The sequence below is a fragment of the Streptosporangium sp. G12 genome (assembly GCF_052983175.1).
The window spans coordinates 428812-447799 of record NZ_JBRIQO010000001.1; the positions used below are offsets into that span (position 1 = coordinate 428812).

Sequence of the window (18988 nt, forward strand, 5' to 3'; positions counted from 1 at the left end):
CCCTAATTGGTACAGACCACTTGGTCGTGACGTTGGTCAGAGCGCCGATGAAAAAATCGGTGACACAAAGCTACCCCGGATGAACGGCAGGTTGCGAATCGCCCTTTTTCTCAGACTTTGAGACCACATGTCGCAACGGGCGGGATCGGATCAGGGAGTGGAGGGGGTGGCCTTGGCGGCGTTGGCGGCGCTGATGACGCCGCGGCCGTAGAAGCCGTTGTGCGCCTTGGGACCCTCGCACTTGTGGACCTCGTCCACCACGAGGTCGATCTTGTAGGCGTACTCGCGCGGCGAGGGGCAGGCCTTCTCCGTGGCGGTGGAGTACATCAGGCGCTGGACGTCCGCGGCGGGCAGCGCGAGGCCGCCCTTGCCCGGCTTGCCGAAGCGGCTGATCAGGATGGCGGCGACACCGGTGGCGTGCGGGGCGGCCATGGAGGTGCCGACGAGGTACTGGTAGTAGGCGCAGGTGCCGCCCTCGCACTCCCGCACGATCGACGGGGACTTCGGCGCGCCGTCGGCGGCGAGCTGCCCCTTGGCCTTGAGCGCGTTCTCCGGCGCGGCGGCCAGGATGCCCCGGGTGGGGTCGTACGTGCCGCCGCCGTCGAACTCGTCCCCGCCGGGGGCCGCCAGGTCGGCCTGCTCGACGCCGTAGTCGGAGTAGTAGGCCTTGCGCCCGCTCTGGCCCACCGAGGTGACCGAGATGACGCCCTTGGACTCGGCCGGGACGTTCAGGCAGGAGTTGTCGACCTTGCGGGTGCGCTCGGTGTCCTTGGGGTAGTCGGGGCTGGTCGCGTCCTTGCTGGGCCTGCCGAGGTCGGTGGCGCCGTTGCCGATGGCGCTGATGAGGGTGACGCCGCGCTTGCGGGCGTAGTCGAGGGCGCGCTGCATGCCGGTGATGATGCCGCGCTGCTCCAGTTGCTCGGCCTTGGAGTCGGCGGGGTTGGCCTTGCAGTTGAACAGCCACGGGTCGACGTAGAAGCTCATGTTGACCACGTCGATCCCGGCGTCGGCGGCGTAGGTGAGCGCCTCGATGCTGGGCTTGAGGAAGAACAGGCCGGAGTCCTGGCCCGCGCGCAGGTTCACCAGGGACACCTGGGGGGCGACCCCGGCGATGCCCACGCCGTTGAGCGGCGAGGCGATGGTGCTGGCCACGTGGGTGCCGTGGCCGTCGTCGTCCCAGTCGACCGGGTCCTTGCAGCTCTTGAACTCGCAGGGCCCGTCGAGGGTCTTGCCGTTGGGGTCCTTGGGCCGGTCGGTCACGAAGTTGCGGCTCAGGGTTCGGTTGAAGTTGGGGGCGATGTCGGGGTGCTTGCCGTCGACCCCGGTGTCGATGACGCCGACCAGCACCCGCTTGTCACCGGGCTCGGTGGCGTAGGAGCCGTCCACGGTGGCGCCGATCATCTTCATGTCCCACTGCCGTCCGGCCAGCGGCTCGGGCGTGCCGGTGGAGGGCGTGGGGGCGCTGGGGGTGCCCGCCCGCCCGAGAGCGTCCGCGGAGGGGAAGGCGAGCGGGGTCCCGGCCCGGGAGGCGGTCCCGGCGCCGGGAACCCCGGCCGCGGGGGCGGTGGCGGGCGTCCCGGCCGTGGAGGCGGCGGTCGCGGGGGCGACCGCGGTGGCGGAGCCGATCCTGCGGTCGGAGGAGACCCCCTCGACGGCGTCGCTGCCGGCCAGGCTCTCCACGAAGCGGGGACCGGGACCGTCGGCGAGGACGTAGCCGATCCTGGTGTCGGTCGACAGGGCGGTACCGCCGCTCGCGGCGATCGCCTCGATCGCCCGGTCGCGGGCTCCGTCCGCGTAGAAGACCAGGTACTCGCGGTTCTGACCCGCGTCTGTCGTGGCCCCGCCGCCCAGGGCTCCCGCCGTGAGGGTCGCCGCCAGGGCGAGCACCGCCGCCGTGCCCGTCAGGCTTCTGATCCCGCGATTCATCGATCCTCCGCACCTGGCCTGATCAAGAAGAAATATCTTTCAGGCATATGTACGACAAAGCAATCTGAACACCCGCTCTGCGCATTTTTACCTGAAGCCGCCGGTAAGACATCTGCCACGCCGGACGGTTCCCGGACGTGGCGGGCGACGCCGCCCCCGGGTGACCCGTGACGTGCCCGAACCCGCCGTGTTCCCGCCGTGTTCCCGCCGGACCGGCCCGGTCTGACCGGGCCGGCCATGACATCCACGAACCGGCCATGACATGCATGAACCGGTCCGGGAGTGCATTGACCAACCATGACACACCCGGACCGGCCATGACATGTCAGCCGGCGACCGCTTGGACCAGTCGCCGTTCAAGACCGGCGACCGTCCAGGACCGGCGACCGCTCAGACCAGTGGCCGCGCCGTCGGCGGGATCGCCACCGGCAGGGCCGTCTGGCCCGTGAGGTAGCGGTCGGCGGCCGAGGCGGCCGAGCGGCCCTCGGCGATCGCCCACACGATCAGCGACTGGCCGCGGCCCATGTCCCCGGCGACGAAGACGCCGTCGACCGAGGACATGTAGCCCCTGTCCCTGGCGACGTTGCCCCTGGCGTCGAAGAACTCGCCTCCGGCGACCTCGGCGAGCTCCTCCAGCAGGCCCTTCTTCTCCGGGCCCACGAAGCCCATCGACAGTGTGACCAGCTCGGCCGGGATCTCCCGCTCGGAGCCGGGCACCGGCTTGAACCCGGCCGCGGGACCCTCCACCTCGACCAGGCGCAGCGCCCGGACGTTGCCGTCGGCGTCGCCGACGAACTCGGTGGTGGAGACCGCGTAGACCCGGTCGCCGCCGCCCTCGGCCAGCTCCTCGTGGGCGCTCTCCATCTTGAACAGGATGGGGAACGTGGGCCACGGCTGGCTGCCGGGGCGGTCCGCCGGGGGCTGGGGCATGATCTCCAGCTGGGTGACCGAGGCGGCTCCCTGGCGGATCGCGGTGCCGATGCAGTCGGCGCCGGTGTCACCACCGCCGATCACGACGACGTGCTTGCCCTCGGCGCTGATCGGCGAGACCGGGAAGTCGCCCTCCTGGACCTTGTTGGAGGGCGGCAGGTACTCCATCGCCTGGTGGACGCCCGCCAGGTCGCGTCCGGCGACGGGCAGGTCCCGCCACTGGGTCGCGCCGCCGGCCAGGACGATCGCGTCGAACTCCTCGCGCAGCCGCGCCGCCGTGATGTCCACGCCGACGTTGACGCCGGTACGGAACTCGGTGCCCTCGGCCCGCATCTGGTCGAGCCGGCGGTCGATGTGCCGCTTCTCCATCTTGAACTCGGGGATGCCGTAGCGGAGCAGGCCGCCGATCCGGTCGGCCCGCTCGAACACGACCACGTCGTGCCCGGCCCTGGTGAGCTGCTGCGCGGCGGCCAGGCCCGCCGGACCCGAGCCGACGACCGCGACCCGCTTACCGGTCTTCGAGGCGGGGATCTGGGGGGTGACCCAGCCCTCGTCGAAGGCGCGGTCGATGATCTCGACCTCGACCCGCTTGATCGCGACCGGGTCGGAGTTGATGCCGAGCACGCACGCGGCCTCACACGGAGCCGGGCACAGCCGGCCGGTGAACTCCGGGAAGTTGTTGGTGGCGTGCAGGCGCTCGATGGCCTCCCGCCAGTCGTCCCGGTAGACCAGGTCGTTCCACTCGGGGATCAGGTTGCCCAGCGGGCAGCCGTTGTGACAGAACGGGATGCCGCAGTCCATGCACCGCGCGGCCTGCTTGGTCAGCGCGGGCTTGGGGAAGTCCTCGTAGACCTCCCGCCAGTCGCGGATGCGCACGTCCACCGGGCGGCGCGCCGGCAGCTCGCGTCCGTGAGCGAGGAAACCCTTGGGGTCAGCCATCGGTCGTACCTCCCTTATCCGTGAAATCCGTGAAAAGCCTGGAGAGCCCGGGAACCCCGGAACAGCCGGGAAACATGGGCGACATGAACGGTCTTCGCCATCGGAACGGACATCGGCCTCACCCCTGGACCGCGGCGGTCATGACGGCCTCGTCGATGTCGCGGCCCTCCAGCCGGGCGGACTCGGCGGCCCGCAGGACCCGCTTGTAGTCCGTCGGCATGATCTTGCCGAACCGGGACGGGTCCCAGTCGGCGAGGATCGCCTTGGCCACCGTGGAGCCGGTCTCGGTCAGGTGGGCCTCGACGATCTCGCGCAGCGCCTCGGACTCGGCCTCGTCCAGCTCCTCGATCTCGACCATCTCCCGGTTGACCCGCTCGGCGTCGAGGTCGAGCAGGTAGGCGACGCCGCCCGACATGCCCGCCGCGAAGTTGCGGCCGGTCGGGCCGAGCACGACCACCTTGCCGCCGGTCATGTACTCGCAGCCGTGGTCGCCGACGCCCTCGACCACCGCGGTGGCGCCGGAGTTGCGGACGCAGAACCGCTCCCCCACGACGCCGCGGATGAAGGCCTCACCGGAGGTCGCGCCGTACAGGCCGACGTTTCCGGCGATGATGTGCCCGTCGAGCGGGGCCGCGTCGTGCGGCTGGACCGTGATCCGGCCGCCGGACAGGCCCTTGCCCACGTAGTCGTTGGCGTCGCCGGTCAGCCGCAGGGTGATCCCCCTGGGCAGGAAGGCGCCGAAGGAGTTGCCCGCGGAGCCGGTGAAGCGCACGTCGATGGTGTTGTCGGGCAGGCCCGCCCCGCCGTACCGCTTGGTCACCTCGTGGCCGAGCATGGTGCCGACCGTGCGGTTGACGTTGCGGATGGGCAGGTCGAGCGTGACCCTGGAACCGCCCTTGAGCGCGCCCTCGGCGAGCTGGATCAGCGTGTTGTCCAGCGCCCTGTCCAGCCCGTGGTCCTGCTCCACGGTACGGCGCAGCGAGGCGCCCGCGGGCAGCTCGGGCTGGTGCAGGATCGGCGCCAGGTCCAGCCCCGAGGCCTTCCAGTGGTTCTCGGCCGGGGTGGTGTCCAGCAGCTCGGCGTGGCCGACGGCCTCCTCGATGCTGCGGAAGCCCAGCGCGGCGAGGTACTCGCGGATCTCCTCGGCGACGAACTCGAAGAAGTTGACCACGAACTCGGGCTTGCCGGTGAACCGCCTGCGCAGCTCGGGGTTCTGGGTGGCGACGCCGACCGGGCAGGTGTCCAGGTGGCAGACGCGCATCATCACGCAGCCGGAGACGACCAGCGGGGCCGTGGCGAAGCCGTACTCCTCGGCACCGAGCAGCGCGGCGATGACCACGTCGCGGCCGGTCTTGAGCTGGCCGTCCACCTGCACGACGATCCGGTCGCGCAGGCCGTTGAGCAGCAGCGTCTGCTGGGTCTCGGCCAGGCCGAGCTCCCAGGGGGAGCCCGCGTGCTTGAGCGAGGTCAGCGGGGACGCGCCGGTGCCGCCGTCGTGGCCGGAGATGAGCACGACGTCCGCGTGGGCCTTGGACACGCCCGCCGCGACCGTGCCGACCCCGACCTCGGCCACGAGCTTGACGTGCACCCGGGCGGCCGGGTTCGCGTTCTTCAGGTCGTGGATGAGCTGGGCGAGGTCCTCGATCGAGTAGATGTCGTGGTGCGGCGGCGGCGAGATGAGGCCGACGCCCGGGGTGGAGTGCCGGGTCTTCGCGATCCACGGGTAGACCTTGTGGCCGGGCAGCTGGCCGCCCTCACCGGGCTTGGCGCCCTGGGCCATCTTGATCTGCACGTCGTCGGCGTTGACCAGATACTCCGAGGTCACACCGAACCGGCCGGAGGCCACCTGCTTGATGGCCGAGCGGCGGGCCGGGTCGTGCAGCCGCTCGGGGTCCTCGCCGCCCTCACCGGTGTTGGACTTGCCGCCCAGCCGGTTCATCGCGATGGCGAGCGTCTCGTGCGCCTCCATCGAGATGGAGCCGTACGACATCGCGCCGGTCGAGAAGCGCTTGACGATCTCGCTGACCGGCTCGACCTCGTCGATCGGCACCGGCTCGCGGACGCCCTCCCGCAGCTTGAACATGCCGCGCAGCGTCATCAGCTTCTCCGCCTGGGAGTCCACCAGGCCGGTGTACTCCTTGAAGATCTCGTAGCGGCGCGAGCGGGTGGCGTGCTGCAGCTTGAAGACGGTCTCGGGGTTGAACAGGTGCGGCTCGCCCTCGCGGCGCCACTGGTACTCGCCGCCGACCTCCAGGCGGCGGTGGGCGTTCTCGGCCCGGGGGTAGGCGCGCAGGTGACGCTGCGCCGCCTCCTCGGCCAGGACGTCGAAGCCGACGCCGCCCAGACGGGACGTGGTCCCGGTGAAGCAGGCGTCCACGACCTCCTGGCTCAGGCCGAGCGCCTCGAAGATCTGCGCCCCGGTGTAGGAGGCGACCGTGGACACCCCCATCTTGGACATGACCTTCAGCACGCCCTTGCCGTACGCCTTGATGAGGTTGCGCACGGCCTTGTGCCGGTCGACCTTCAGGACGCCGGAGTCGACCATGTCCTCGACGGTCTCGATGGCGAGGTACGGGTTGACCGCGCCCGCCCCGTAGCCGACCAGGAGCGCCATGTGGTGCGCCTCGCGCGCCTCGCCGGTCTCGACGACCAGACCGATCTTGGTGCGGGTCTTCTCGGCGATCAGGTGGTGGTGGACGGCGCCGGTGAGCAGCAGCGAGGGGATCGGCGCCAGGGCGGCGGAGGAGCCGCGGTCGGACAGCACGATGATCCGCGCCCCGCCCTCGATCACCGAGGAGACCTCGGCGCGGATCTCCTCGATGCGGCGCAGCAGCGCCTCGCCGCCGCCCGCGACCTCGTACAGGCCGGAGACCACGTGCGGGTGGAAGCCCGGCAGCGCGCCCTCGTCGTTGATGTGGATGATCTTCGCGAGCTCGTCGTTGTCGAGCACCGGGTAGGGCAGCACGAGCTGGCGGCAGGAGGCCGGTCCCGGGTCGAGCAGGTTGCCCTCGGGGCCGATGGTGCTGGCCAGGGAGGTGACGAGCTCCTCGCGGATCGCGTCCAGCGGCGGGTTCGTGACCTGCGCGAACAGCTGGCTGAAGTAGTCGAACAGCAGCCGGGGCTTCTCGCTGAGCACCGCGACCGGGGTGTCGGTGCCCATCGAGCCGATCGGCTCGATGCCCGCCCTGGCCATCGGCGCCAGGATGATCCGCAGCTCCTCCTCGGTGTAGCCGAAGGTCTGCTGCCGCTTGATCAGCGCCTCGTGCGAGGGGACCTCGTGCGAGCGTGCGGGCAGCTCCTCGAAACGGACCAGCCCGGCGTGCAGCCAGTCCGCGTACGGCAGCTCGGCCGCCAGCTCCGCCTTGATCTCGTCGTCTTCGATGATCTTGCCGAGCTCGGTGTCGATCAGGAACATCTTGCCGGGCTGCAGGCGGCCCTTGCGGACCACGTCCTCGGGGGCGATGTCCAGCACGCCCGCCTCGGAGGCCAGCACGACCAGGCCGTCCGCGGTCACCCAGAACCGGCCAGGCCGCAGGCCGTTGCGGTCGAGCACCGCGCCGACGAGGGTGCCGTCGGAGAAGGTGATCGAGGCCGGGCCGTCCCAGGCCTCCATCATCGTGGAGTGGAACTCGTAGAACGCCCGCCGCGCGGGGTCCATCTCGGTGTGGCTCTCCCACGCCTCGGGGATCATCATCAGCACCGCGTGCGGCAGGCTGCGTCCCGCGAGGTGGATGAGCTCCAGCGTCTCGTCGAAGGAGGCGGTGTCGGAACCGGCCGGGTCGCAGATCGGGAAGAGCCTCGACAGGTCGCCCGGCAGGTTCGCCGTCTTCAGCATGGCCTCGCGGGCGCGCATCCAGTTGCGGTTGCCCTTGACCGTGTTGATCTCACCGTTGTGGGCGACGTAGCGGTACGGGTGCGCCAGCGGCCACGAGGGGAAGGTGTTGGTGGAGAAACGCGAGTGGACCAGCGCGATCGCGGTCTCGTAGCGCTCGTCGCTCAGGTCGGGGAAGAACTGCTCGACCTGCAGCGGGGTGAGCATGCCCTTGTAGACGATGGTCCGGGAGCTCAGCGAGGGGAAGTAGACGTTCGCCTCGTGCTCGGCCCGCTTGCGCAGGCAGAAGGCCAGCCGGTCCAGCTCCAGGCCGGTCTCGCCGTCCGGGGACGCCACGAACAGCTGGCCGAAGAACGGCATCACCGCGCGGGCGCTCGGCCCGGGAAGGTCGGGGGTGGTCGGAACGTCGCGCCAGCCGAGGACCGTCAGGCCCTCCTCCGCGGCGATCTCCTCGATCAGCCGCACGGCGGTCTCGCGGGCCTGGGCCTCGACGGGCAGGAAGGCCATGCCGGCGGCGTAGGAACCGGCCGCGGGCAGGGGGAAGTCCGCCACCACGCGGAAGAAGATGTCGGGGATCTGCGTCAGGATCCCGGCCCCGTCGCCGGTGTCCGGTTCGCTACCCTGGGCTCCCCGATGGTCGAGATTGCACAGCGCGGTCAATGCCTTCGCGACGATGTCGTGGCTCCGGCGGCCGGCGACGTCCGCGACCATGGCGACACCGCAGGCGTCGTGCTCGTGCGAGGGGTGGTACAGGCCCTGAGGCTCGGGAAAGCCGAGGTGGGCAGCAGGCATTGAATCCCTCCCGTCGTCTTGCTTCTTTCGAACAAGCAAGGGACGACGTTGGCCCTGCTGCGTGGTGGGTAGAGATTACCGTACCCTGCCGGATACCTACCTACCCGGTGAGATCGCGCCGAATTAGTGCCGGTTCGCCCGGTTCGTTTAACACGTAACGGTGGCGCAACATTCCAGGTCCGGGCTCTATGGTGGCCCAATGGAACCGAGCGACCCCGTCGGCCCGGGTGGCCCCACCGATCTGACAGACACCAGCACTCCGAACATCCCGGGCGTGTCGAGGCGGTCCGGCGCACCGGACTCCCCCGGCACCCCCGGCGAAACCGGCGAAACCGGCGACCTGGCCGGAGCCGGCGCGGGAGTCGGGTCCCGGGCCGGGGCGGGGACCGGAGCCGTGAGCGAGGCCGGAGCCGGGACCGGGGCCGAGGCGCTCGTCGCGCGGGCGGGCGTCGACGGAAGGCGGCTGCGGAACGCGCTCGCCGCCCTGGGCGACGGCCGCTGGTGGACGCTCGCCGACCTGGTCAGGGAGACCGCGACGTCGCGACGGACCATCGAGGCGCTGCTGCGCGAGGTGGACGGGGAGCTGGAGCGGTCCGGCGACCGCTTCAGGCTCCCGGCCCCGCCGGCCTGGCTGGAGCCCGCCCGGCCGGGGTCTGTTCCGGTGGGCCGGGACCAGCCGGGCCCGGCCCGGCGGGAGAGCGCCTTCCCGCCCGCCGGACCGGGAGGGAGCGCCCTGGGACCGGCGGATCCCGTGGCCCACCTGCTTCCCGGCCACGCGGACCTGGTCGCGCGCATGGACGAGCTGATCGCCAAGGCGCCCAGGGGCCGCCACACGCTGGACCACGTCGCCGCGACCGGCGAGACCGTGGTCAGGCGGGCGCTGCTGCTGGACGCCCGGTTCTGGCTGGACGGAGCCAGGCTGCTGTGCGTGGGCGACCACGATTTGACCTCGCTGGCCACCGCGATGCTGCACCCGGGCGTCGAGGTGACCGTCGTCGACGTCGACGAGCGCATCCTCGCCTACATCGCCGGGCAGGCCGACCGGCTCGGCCTGGCCGTGCGAACCCGGTGGGCCGACCTGCGCCTGGGACTGCCCGCCTCCGCGCAGTCCTGGGCCGATCTGGCGATCACCGACCCTCCCTACACCCCCGAGGGCGTCGGGCTGTTCGTCGCCCGCTGCGCGGAGGGGCTGCGCGACCGCGAGCAGGGCCGGATCATGCTGGCGTACGGCGCCAGTGAGCGCACCCCCGCGCTCGCCCTCAAGGTGCAGCAGGCCCTGTCGCAGCTCAACCTCGTCAACGAGGCGATCTATCCCGACTTCAACCGCTACCTCGGCGCCGAGGCCATCGGTTCGGCCGCCGACCTGTACGTCCTGCGTCCCACGACGAGAACCTGGCCCGCCGCGGCCGCCAGGACCGAGGCCTCCGGCACCGCCATCTACACGCAGGGCCCGCAGTCCGTGGAGTCGGCGCCCCCCTCCGCCGCCCCGGCCGCGGACTCCGGCGACGGGTTCGTCCCGGAGGTGCTGGTGGGCGAATGGCCCCGTGACGTGCTGCCCAGGGCGCCCAGAGCGCGCCTGGCGACCTGGCTGTCCAAGCCCTACGCCAGCGACCCGGCCAGGGTGGCGATCTCCGTACCCGCCGGTCTGGAGGCCGCGCTGCCCCGCCTGCTGCTCGCCACCCGCGCCGCGGAGGTCCGGGTCACGCTGGCCACGGCCCCGAAGGACCTTCCCGCCGACCTGCTCGCCCCCGTCTACGAGCTCACCGTCGAGGGCGCGTCCGTCCGCGCCGTACGGGTGGCGCCACCCGCAGGGAACACAGGGACCGGCGAGACCGGCGACGACGCGGCCAGGATCCTGCGCCGCGTCCTGGACAACGCGCACGGCAAGCTCGCCAACACCTGGCGCGAGGCCCTGATCAGGGTCAGGGGTGACCTGACGAAGAGGCAGGCCAGGGCGGTCGTCACCGCCGTGGCCCCGTGGGCGGGCGACGTCACCGTCCTCGAACTGCCCGCCCACCGGCTGCTGGAGCTGCGCGCCGCGGTGGAGGGCTCCCTCAGGGCACCAGCCGACGCTGGATGACCAGGCCGAGGCCGTCCATCGCGACCTGCGGATAGGTGAGATCCACCTTGCTCCCCGGCACGACGGGGGCGACCCAGCTCACCGTGACGTAGTGCCCGAGGCCGCGGACCTGGGCCCAGCTGCGCGAGCCGTCGAAGCCGTCGGGGGTGTCGGGGGCGGGCCGGACGAAGCCCCCGGCCTTGAGCGCCGCCACGAGCCTGTCGGCGGCGGCGGAGTCGGCGAGATTGAAGATCAGGAACTGGCCGGAGACCGTCCCGTCCTCGGTCTCGTAACGGGCCCGCAGCACCTGCGTGCACCCGCCGAGCGCGTCCTCGGCGCTCCCCCAGACCGCTTCTGCGCAGTCGGCGAGGGCCTCGGTGCTCTTGAGCGCGAGCCTGGTCGTGCCCGCCGACACCGAGGGGCCGGGGAACATCTCGGCGACGGTGAGCGGCCTGGGGTCGAGGGCACGGGTCGCTATGGGCGCGTAGTGGGCCGTACCGGACTCCGCGCGCAGGACCGCGGCGCGCGGGGCGGGCTCGTTGCCCAGCCACAGGAAGGCTCCCACCCCGGCGACCCCGGCCAGCACGACAATGATGATCCACTTGCGCATGGGGAAAAAGCTTACTTCGAGATCTCCCCGGTCCTCGAAGAACCGGGATTCCCGACCGGAATCAGCGGCTCACGGTCGGTGACCCCGCCCGGCGGCCGGCGGGCTCCCCGCGCCGCCGCCCCGGCCTCCGGGGCGGCCTCCGGGGCGGCCGGACCCCGCCGGCTCGGCCGGCTCGGCCGGTTCGGCGGCGCCCGGCCGGAAAATCCGGGGAACGACCCGGCGTACGGGAACTACTCGGCCGGGGCGGGCGCCGGGGAGGCGGCGACGATGCGACGGAAGATCGCCTTCTCCGTGGCGCGGACCGTCAGGGACAGCGAGACGAAGTCGTCCCTCGGACCCGGCTCCGCTCCGTCGGTCCTGCCGATCCAGACCAGGCCCGCGTAGTGCCCCATGGCGTGACCGCTGGCCTCGGTGTGGCCACCGGCGGGGAAGGCGACCTTGAGCGTCTGGAGCGGCCGGACCCAGCCGCCCCGGTGCAGGGTGGTCAGCGTCTTCGCCAGCGCGTCGGCGGAGGCGGTGTCGCGCAGGTTGAACATGGTGTACTGGGCGACGTAACGGCCGTCGGCGCTGGCGTACAGGCCCCTCGCCACCTGGGTGCACCCTCCCTGGGTGAGCAGGTCGGCGAGCCCCTGGCCCCAGGTCGCCGCCACGCAGTCGGTCTCCAGCTTGGGGCTGCCCGCCAGTCTCAGTGTGGTCCTGCCCTCCTTGAGGGTCTTGGCGAAGAGATCCTTGACCGTCAGCGGCTTGGGGTCGGCCCTGCTCTCCGCGATCGGCGCGAACACCTTGGAGGAGGGCCATCCCCGGTAGACGTCCGGCCGGGGTTCGGTGCCGATGACCGAGGCGGTGGCCCGCTCGGGCACGAAGTCGTTGCCGATCGCGGAGATCGCCAGGGTGAGGGCGAGCGCGGCGACCAGCACGCCCGCCAGCGATCCGAACACCAGCACCAGCCGCTGCTGGGTCCGGGTCAGCCCCCACTCCTCCAGCAGGGGGACGCTCCAGGTCTGCGCCTTGCCGGAGGTACGGCGACGCTTGCGCCCGGGGGTCGGGGTGGGGGTCGGAGGTGGAGGGGTCACAGTGCGGTTCCTCCCAGGAAGGTGCCCAGGGCGAAGGTCAGGCCGGCGGCGACCGCGCCGACGACGAGCTGGCGCAGCCCGCTGTACCACCAGCTGCGCGCGGTGACCCGGGAGACCAGCGCGCCCGCGCCGAACAGCGCCAGGCAGGAGATCACCGCCGAGGTCACCAGGCTGGTGACCCCGAACAGGTACGGCAGGAGGGGCAGGAGCGCGCCCACGCCGAACGACAGGAAGGAGGAGACCGCGGCGATCCTGGGCGAGGGCAGGTCACGGAGGGTGACGCCGAGCTCGGCCTCGGTGTGCACCTCCAGGGCCCTTTCCGGGTCCATCGAGATCTGTTTGGCCACCTCGGCCGCCACCTCGGGATCGACACCCCGCTCCTCGTAGAGCTTGGCGAGCTCCTCCAGCTCGGCCTCGGGGTGGCGCTCGAGCTCGCGCCGCTCGACGTCGATCTCGGCCAGGGCGAGTTCCCGCTGGCTGGCCACCGAGACGTACTCGCCACCGGCCATGGAGAACGCGCCCGCGGCCAGTCCGGCGATGCCGGCCAGCAGGATGACCCTGGTGCCGGCGGCGCCGCCGGCGACACCGGCGATCAGGGCGAAGTTGGAGACGAGGCCGTCCATCGCGCCGAACACCGACGGCCGCAGCCAGCCGCCGTTGACGTCGCGATGCCGGTGGTGCATCTCGGCGCGCCCCCCGAAGGCGTCCGGGCTCACTCCGGTCCTTCGAGAGACGGCCCCGGGGACTCGGCGCGCGGGGGAGGCGGCGGGCCGCCGGTCTCGGCCCCGGAGAGGGGATACGCCGGTGTGCCGGACGATCCGGCGGCGCGTCCGGGGCCCCGGGGCCTCGACCGTGGGGAGGATGTCAACGTCGTTCTTTCTCGCCTTCGGGAACACCCTTCGTCGCGGCCTCCCCGCGCGGATCGTCTCTCTCCGTGTCGGAAGCGGCCCCGTCCGGGGCGGTGCTGTCCGGGGTGGTGTCGTCCGAGGCGGCGCTGTCCGGGGTGGTGCTGTCCGGGGTGATCTTGTCCGAGGCGGCGGCCCGAACCGTTCTGCCCGGCTCGTCGTCGACCGGGTCGCTCCCGTCCCGGTCGCTCTCCACCGGCTCGGCCTGGTCCGACGGGTGGGCGGGATCGACCGCGCCTCCGGCCGTGCCCGGGTCTCCGGTCGCGAGCGTCGCCGAGGCGGGCCGCGCCCCGGCGCCCTGCCCGCTCTCGCCGTCGTTCTCGGCCGGGTCGGCCTGGTCGGACGGGTGGGCCGGGTCGACGGGACCTCCCGTGCCGTCTCCCACGTCCGACGCGGCCAGGGCGCCGGCCGGTGCGGCGGCGTCTCCGTCCTTGTCCTCGCCCTTCGCCGGATCCGCGCTCTCGTCCTCGCCCGGAACGACGGCCCCGCCCTCGAGGCCGTCGGGATCGGTCGCCGGGATGACCCGCTCCTCGTCGGTCTTGTTCCTGGCGTACCAGAAGTAGGCCATCGCCCCGACGAACAGGATGATCGAGGTCCACTGGTTGAGCCGCAGTCCGAGGATGTGGTGGGCGGTGTCGACCCGCAGGCCCTCGATCCAGAAGCGGCCCACGGTGTAACCGGCGACGTAGAGCGCGAACAGGCGGCCGTGCCGGAGCACGAACTTGCGGCCGAGCCAGATGAGGACCAGCGCCAGGCCCAGGTCCCAGATCGACTCGTACAGGAACGCGGGGTGGTAGGTGTCCTCACCGGGCACCGTGCCGGGCCGGTCGGGGTCGATCTCCAGGCCCCACGGCAGGTTGGTGGGGCTGCCGAACAGCTCCTGGTTGAAGTAGTTGCCCCAGCGGCCGATGGCCTGGGCCACCGCGATCCCGGGAGCCACGGTGTCGGCCACCGCGGTCAGGGAGATGCCCCGGCCGCGGCAGCCCAGCCAGACGCCCACGCCGCCGAGCGCGACGGCGCCCCAGATGCCCAGGCCGCCGTTCCAGATGAACAGCGCCTCGATCGGCTCGTTGGGCGCGTCCGGCCCGAAGTAGAGCTGCCAGTCGGTGATGACGTGGTAGAGGCGGCCACCGACCAGGCCGAACGGCACGGCCCAGACGGCGAGATCCACGATCGTTCCGGGGACACCGCCGCGGGCGCGCCAGCGGCGCTCGCCGATGACGACCGCGACGACGACGCCGAGCACGATGCACAGTGCGTAGGCCCGGATGGGGACCACGCCGAAAAGGTGCCAGACCCCCTGGGAGGGGCTGGGAATCGAGGCGAGGGGCATGTCAGGTGACGTTACCGTGTCGCGCGCTACTTGGCGGCATCAAGAACGGCCTGGCGTAGCTCGGCCGGCTTGAAAGCCACCGCGGTGTCCACCTCGGTGCCGTTGAGCTTCAGCGTCGGGGTGCCCGTGAGCTTCTGGCTCTTCAGAACCTCGGCGCTGTAGGCGAGGTGCGCGGACGCCTTCTCCTGGCTGGTCACGCACTTCTCGAAGCCGGCGTCGGTCACCCCGGCGTCCTTGCCCCAGGCGATCAGGTCGGGGATCGTGAAGCCCTCCACGCTCTCCGACGGCTGTTCCTCGAACAACCTGTCGTGGAACCTGCTCCAGGGCGCGCCTCCGGCGATGCAGCGGGAGGCGGCCCCGGCGCGCACGGAGTTGCCCCGGGTGATGCCCTTGTTGGTCTGCTCCGAGAAGATCGTGATCGGGTGGTAGACCACCTTGGCCCTGCCCTCGGCCGCCAGGTTCTTGATCGTGGCGCCGCTGGTCCTCTCCAGCGCCTCGCAGGCGGGGCACTGGAAGTCCTCGAAGACGTCCAGGACCGGCTTCTCCACGCCCGCCTTGGCCATGACCACCGAGCCGTCCGCGGCGACGGTGACCGGCGCGAGCGCGGCGCCGACCTGCTCGGACTTGCTGCTCTGGGCGGCGAACCACCAGCCTGCCCCGACGGCGGCGATCGCGACGACGGCGGCCGTTCCGATGGTCGCCATGCGCTTGCGCCTCTCCTTCACCATCTGCTCTTCGCGCTGTGCCTTGATCCGATCACGCGCCGACTGCTCCCGCGCGGCCTTGCCCATCAGTCAGTCTCCTTTTCCTGGTGCTCCTCCTCGTCGTCGCCGTCAGGGTCGTCGTACGGCTCCCGTCCCGGGGTGAGTCCCAGGGCGGAGTCCAGCGCGAAGCGGCCCGGAGGAAACCAGGCGACGAGCACGCCGAGCCCGAAGAGACCGAAGTCACGCAGGATGTCGATGAGGTAGTCGGGCTCCACCCCGGCCGCCAGCTGACCGCCGCCGCCGAAGCAGCCGCAGTCGATGCGCAGCCCGCGCGCCCACGCCGAGGCGATCCCGATGACGAACGCCAGCATGAGCAGTGCCGAGATGACACCCGCCGCCCGGGTGAGCAGCCCGACGACCAGCAACACCCCCACGACGATCTCCAGGATCGGCAGGCCGTAGCCGACCGCCGTGGCGAGCGATTCAGGGAGCAGTTCATATGCCTCGACCGCCTGAACCGAGAGCACCGGGGTGCCGATCTTGCCCCAACCCGCGACGATCAGCACGCCCGCCAGCACCAGCCGCGAGACGGTCGTTACCCAGGGTAGCGCCGAAATCACGATACGCGACCTATTGGGCGCGGGGTTATCAGAGGTCACGAGCACCATTCTCCTATTCCAGGCCCCGGGCACGGACGTCTCCGGCGAACGCAAGGTATCCGAAGGAAACCTCATCACGGGCTGGATAAGCGTTGAATAAGCCTGCCTGACAGGCAAAAGACCAGAGTGCGGCCCCGTCGCGAGGGAACCGCGCCCCGGTGAGTCCTCAGCCTCGGACGCCCGCCGCCAGCTCGGCGCCCAGCTCGCGGACCGCCGCCAGGCCCGAGGCCTCGTCGGGAGCGTCCAGGACGCGGCGGATGAACGCCGACCCCACGATGACGCCGTCGGCGTAGCCGGCGACCTCGGCGGCCTGCCGCCCGGTGCCGACGCCCAGGCCGACGCACACCGGCAGGGAGGTGTGCGGGCGGGTGCGCTCGACCAGGCCCTGCGCGGCCTCGCCGACCGACTCGCGGGCACCGGTGACGCCCATCAGCGACGCCGCGTAGACGAAGCCGGTGCAGCTGTCGACGACGGCCTTGATGCGGGCCTCGGTGGAACTCGGCGCGACCAGGAAGACCGTGTCGATCCCGGCCGCGGCGCTGGCCTCGCGCCAGGGACCGGCCTCCTCGGGGGTCAGGTCGGGCGTGATGGTGCCCACCCCGCCCGCGTTCGCCAGGTCCCGGGCGAAGCGGTCGGCGCCGTAGCGGTCGATCGGGTTCCAGTACGTCATGACCAGGGTGGCGGCGCCGGTGGCGGCCACGCCCTCGACCGTGCGCAGCACGTCGGCGATGCGGGTGCCGTTGGTCAGCGCCCGGTGGACGGCGTCCTGGATCGTCGGACCGTCCATGAGGGGGTCCGAGTAGGGCAGGCCGATCTCGATCACGTCACAGCCCGCCTCCACCATGGCGGTGGCGACGGCGATCGCACCGTCCTTGCTGGGGAACCCGGCGGGCAGGTATCCGATGAGGGCGGCGCGGTCGTCCGCCTTCGCCTTGGCGAACACCGTCTGGAGAGTCGTCATCGTTACTTCCGTTGCGGTTCGTCCCCTCCGGGCCGCCGGAGGGGAAGCAAGTCGGTCGTCAGAGGGTCAGAGGTTGAAGTACTTCATCGCGGTGCTCATGTCCTTGTCGCCCCGGCCCGAGAGGTTGACCAGGATCGTCGCCTCGGGACCCATCTCGCGACCGAGCTTGAGGGCTCCGGCGAGCGCGTGCGAGGACTCGATCGCGGGGATGATGCCCTCGGTGCGGGCGAGCAGCGCGAAGGCGTCCATCGCCTCGGCGTCGGTGATGCCGTGGTAGGTGGCGCGGCCGCTGTCCTTGAGCCAGGCGTGCTCGGGGCCGACGCCGGGGTAGTCGAGCCCGGCCGAGATCGAGTGCGACTCGATCGTCTGGCCCTCGTCGTCCTGCAGCACGTAGGTGCGCGAGCCGTGCAGCACGCCGACGGAGCCCGCGGTGAGGGTGAGGGCGTGCTCGCCGCTCTCCAGGCCCCGGCCGCCCGCCTCGTAGCCGTGCAGCTGGACGTCCCGGTCGTCGAGGAAGGCGTGGAAGATGCCGATGGCGTTCGATCCCCCGCCGACGGCGGCGGCGACCGCGTCGGGCAGCCCGCCGGTGAGCTCCAGCATCTGGCGGCGGGCCTCGACGCCGATGATGCGGGCGAAGTCGCGGACGATCTCCGGGAACGGGTGCGGGCCCGCGATGGTGCCGAAGAGGTAGTGGGTACGGTCGACGTTGGCGACCCAGTCGCGGAACGCCTCGTTGATGGCGTCCTTGAGGGTCTGGCTGCCGTTGGTGACCGGGACGACGGTGGCGCCGAGCAGCTTCATCCGGGCGACGTTGAGCGCCTGGCGCTCGCAGTCGACGGCACCCATGTAGATGACGCACTCCAGGCCCATCAGGGCGGCGGCGGTCGCGGTGGCGACGCCGTGCTGGCCGGCGCCGGTCTCGGCGATCACCCGCGTCTTGCCCAGGCGCTTGGTCAGCAGGGCCTGGCCGAGCACATTGTTGATCTTGTGGGCGCCGGTGTGGGTCAGGTCCTCGCGCTTGAGGATGATCCGGGCGCCGCCCGCCTGCTCGGCGAAGCGCGGGATCTCGGTCAGCGTGGTCGGCCGCCCGGCGTAGGTGCGCAGCAGGTGGTCGAACTCCCGGAGGAACGCCTCGTCGTTCTTCGCCTTGTCGTACTCCGCCGCGACCTCGTCCAGCGCCGGGATGAGCGCCTCGGGCACGTAGCGCCCGCCGAAGACGCCGAACTTGCCGTTGATGTCGGGGTCGTTGCCGTGCGCGGCGTTGCCCGCGAGGTCGGCGGTGGTGATGACGGTTCCGTCGTGCGTTGTCACTGCTTACTGCCCCTCGGGTCGGGATGCGGGATGGGCACCGGCGGTGACCAGGTCGACCACGGCGGCCCGCGGGTCCTTGCCGGTCACCAGGCTCTCGCCGACCAGGACGGCGTCGGCTCCCGCCCTGGCGTAGGCGAGCAGGTCGTGGGGGCCGCGCACGCCCGACTCGGCGATCTTGATGACGCCGTCGGGGATCTTGGGAGCCAGCTTGGCGAACACCTCGCGGTCGACCTCGAGGGTTTTGAGGTTCCGCGCGTTGACACCGATGATCTTCGCTCCGGCGGCGAGCGCCCGGTCGAGCTCCTCCTCGGTGTGCACCTCGACCAGCGGGGCCAGCCCGATCGACTCGGCCCGCTCGATCAGCGAGACCAGCGCGTTCTGGTCGAGCGCCGCGACGATCAGCAGCGCCAGGTCGGCGCCGTAGGCACGGGCCTCCCAGAGCTGGTACGAGGTGACGATGAAGTCCTTGCGCAGCACCGGGATGTCGACGACGGCGCGCACGGCGGCCAGGTCGTCGAGGCTGCCGCCGAAGCGACGCCGCTCGGTGAGCACGCTGATGACGTGGGCGCCGCCCGACTCGTAGTCACCCGCCAGCGCGGCGGGGTCGGCGATCGCGGCCAGGGCGCCCTTGGACGGGCTGGAGCGCTTGACCTCGGCGATGACCGCCACCTGGTCGCCGCCCAGCGCCGCGTACGCGTCACGGGGGGCCGGTGCCCGCCCGGCCCGCTCCTTGAGCTCGGCCAGCGTCACCTTCTCCTGCCGCTCGGCCAGATCGGCGCGGACTCCTTCGAGGATCTCCTCGAGCACGCTCACTTGCCCTCCTCGCGAAGCTCCGGGGCCAGGTTCGCGAACGCTGCCGTATCCGTGGTTCGCTCGCTCCGCTCGCTCACGAGTAAGGCCCCTCCCGAATCGACTGCCCTTGTTCCGCCGATGCTATCGGCCCTGCCGGGGTCG

Annotated in this window: 13 protein-coding genes; 1 reads left to right on the forward strand and 12 read right to left on the reverse strand. The window is 71.6% G+C overall.

Annotated elements, in window-relative coordinates:
* Positions 1-150 precede the first annotated feature (150 nt).
* The 3 genes from ACVCAG_RS01785 to gltB all read right to left on the reverse strand — a co-directional run bounded on the left by ACVCAG_RS01785 (position 151) and on the right by gltB (position 8419).
* Positions 151-1926 carry a S8 family serine peptidase gene (locus ACVCAG_RS01785; RefSeq protein ID WP_440082045.1) on the reverse strand — a complete coding sequence of 592 codons (1776 nt, stop codon included), beginning with the start codon at positions 1924-1926 and terminating at the stop codon, positions 151-153.
* Positions 1927-2316: 390 nt separating this feature from the next.
* Positions 2317-3795 (reverse strand): glutamate synthase subunit beta, encoded by a 1479-nt coding sequence (locus ACVCAG_RS01790; RefSeq protein ID WP_440082044.1) that lies wholly within the window; start codon positions 3793-3795, stop codon positions 2317-2319.
* A gap of 118 nt (positions 3796-3913) precedes the next feature.
* Entirely contained in the window at positions 3914-8419 is a 4506-nt protein-coding gene (gltB, locus tag ACVCAG_RS01795) for a glutamate synthase large subunit (protein WP_440082043.1), read from the reverse strand.
* Positions 8420-8693: 274 nt separating this feature from the next.
* Here gltB and ACVCAG_RS01800 point away from each other — a divergent pair, with 274 nt between their 5' ends.
* Positions 8694-10499: a bis-aminopropyl spermidine synthase family protein gene (locus tag ACVCAG_RS01800; RefSeq protein WP_447189371.1), complete on the forward strand. Its 1806-nt coding sequence runs from the start codon at positions 8694-8696 to the stop codon at positions 10497-10499.
* On the opposite strand, the gene ACVCAG_RS01805 is transcribed toward ACVCAG_RS01800, so the two are convergent.
* The 9 genes from ACVCAG_RS01805 to trpC all read right to left on the reverse strand — a co-directional run bounded on the left by ACVCAG_RS01805 (position 10474) and on the right by trpC (position 18847).
* Complete coding sequence (locus tag ACVCAG_RS01805; RefSeq protein WP_447189372.1) at positions 10474-11088, reverse strand: hypothetical protein; 615 nt, start codon at positions 11086-11088, stop codon at positions 10474-10476. The two genes, ACVCAG_RS01800 and ACVCAG_RS01805, sit on opposite strands and share 26 nt — an antisense overlap.
* 230 nt (positions 11089-11318) lie before the next feature.
* A complete protein-coding gene (locus ACVCAG_RS01810; protein WP_440082040.1) occupies positions 11319-12161 on the reverse strand; it encodes a hypothetical protein in 843 nt (280 codons plus the stop codon).
* Complete coding sequence (locus ACVCAG_RS01815; RefSeq protein WP_440082039.1) at positions 12158-12877, reverse strand: VIT1/CCC1 transporter family protein; 720 nt, start codon at positions 12875-12877, stop codon at positions 12158-12160. Before ACVCAG_RS01815 ends, ACVCAG_RS01810 begins: the two co-directional genes overlap by 4 nt.
* 148 nt (positions 12878-13025) lie before the next feature.
* Positions 13026-14399 carry a prolipoprotein diacylglyceryl transferase gene (gene lgt / locus ACVCAG_RS01820; RefSeq protein WP_447189373.1) on the reverse strand — a complete coding sequence of 458 codons (1374 nt, stop codon included), beginning with the start codon at positions 14397-14399 and terminating at the stop codon, positions 13026-13028.
* A gap of 26 nt (positions 14400-14425) precedes the next feature.
* Positions 14426-15190, reverse strand: coding sequence for a thioredoxin domain-containing protein (locus ACVCAG_RS01825; RefSeq protein ID WP_440082037.1), 765 nt, complete (start codon positions 15188-15190; stop codon positions 14426-14428).
* Positions 15190-15723 carry a MauE/DoxX family redox-associated membrane protein gene (locus tag ACVCAG_RS01830; RefSeq protein WP_362676230.1) on the reverse strand — a complete coding sequence of 178 codons (534 nt, stop codon included), beginning with the start codon at positions 15721-15723 and terminating at the stop codon, positions 15190-15192. The genes ACVCAG_RS01825 and ACVCAG_RS01830 overlap by 1 nt, the downstream gene beginning before the upstream one ends.
* Before the next feature lie 205 nt (positions 15724-15928).
* The gene (gene trpA, locus ACVCAG_RS01835; protein ID WP_440082036.1) at positions 15929-16723 is read right to left on the reverse strand and encodes a tryptophan synthase subunit alpha; all 795 of its coding nucleotides are present in this window, start codon (positions 16721-16723) and stop codon (positions 15929-15931) included.
* 66 nt (positions 16724-16789) lie between these two features.
* Positions 16790-18010, reverse strand: a complete 1221-nt coding sequence (gene trpB / locus ACVCAG_RS01840) for a tryptophan synthase subunit beta (RefSeq protein WP_440082179.1) — start codon at positions 18008-18010, stop codon at positions 16790-16792.
* Positions 18011-18037: 27 nt separating this feature from the next.
* The gene (gene trpC, locus ACVCAG_RS01845; RefSeq protein ID WP_362676234.1) at positions 18038-18847 is read right to left on the reverse strand and encodes an indole-3-glycerol phosphate synthase TrpC; all 810 of its coding nucleotides are present in this window, start codon (positions 18845-18847) and stop codon (positions 18038-18040) included.
* Positions 18848-18988 lie beyond the last annotated feature (141 nt).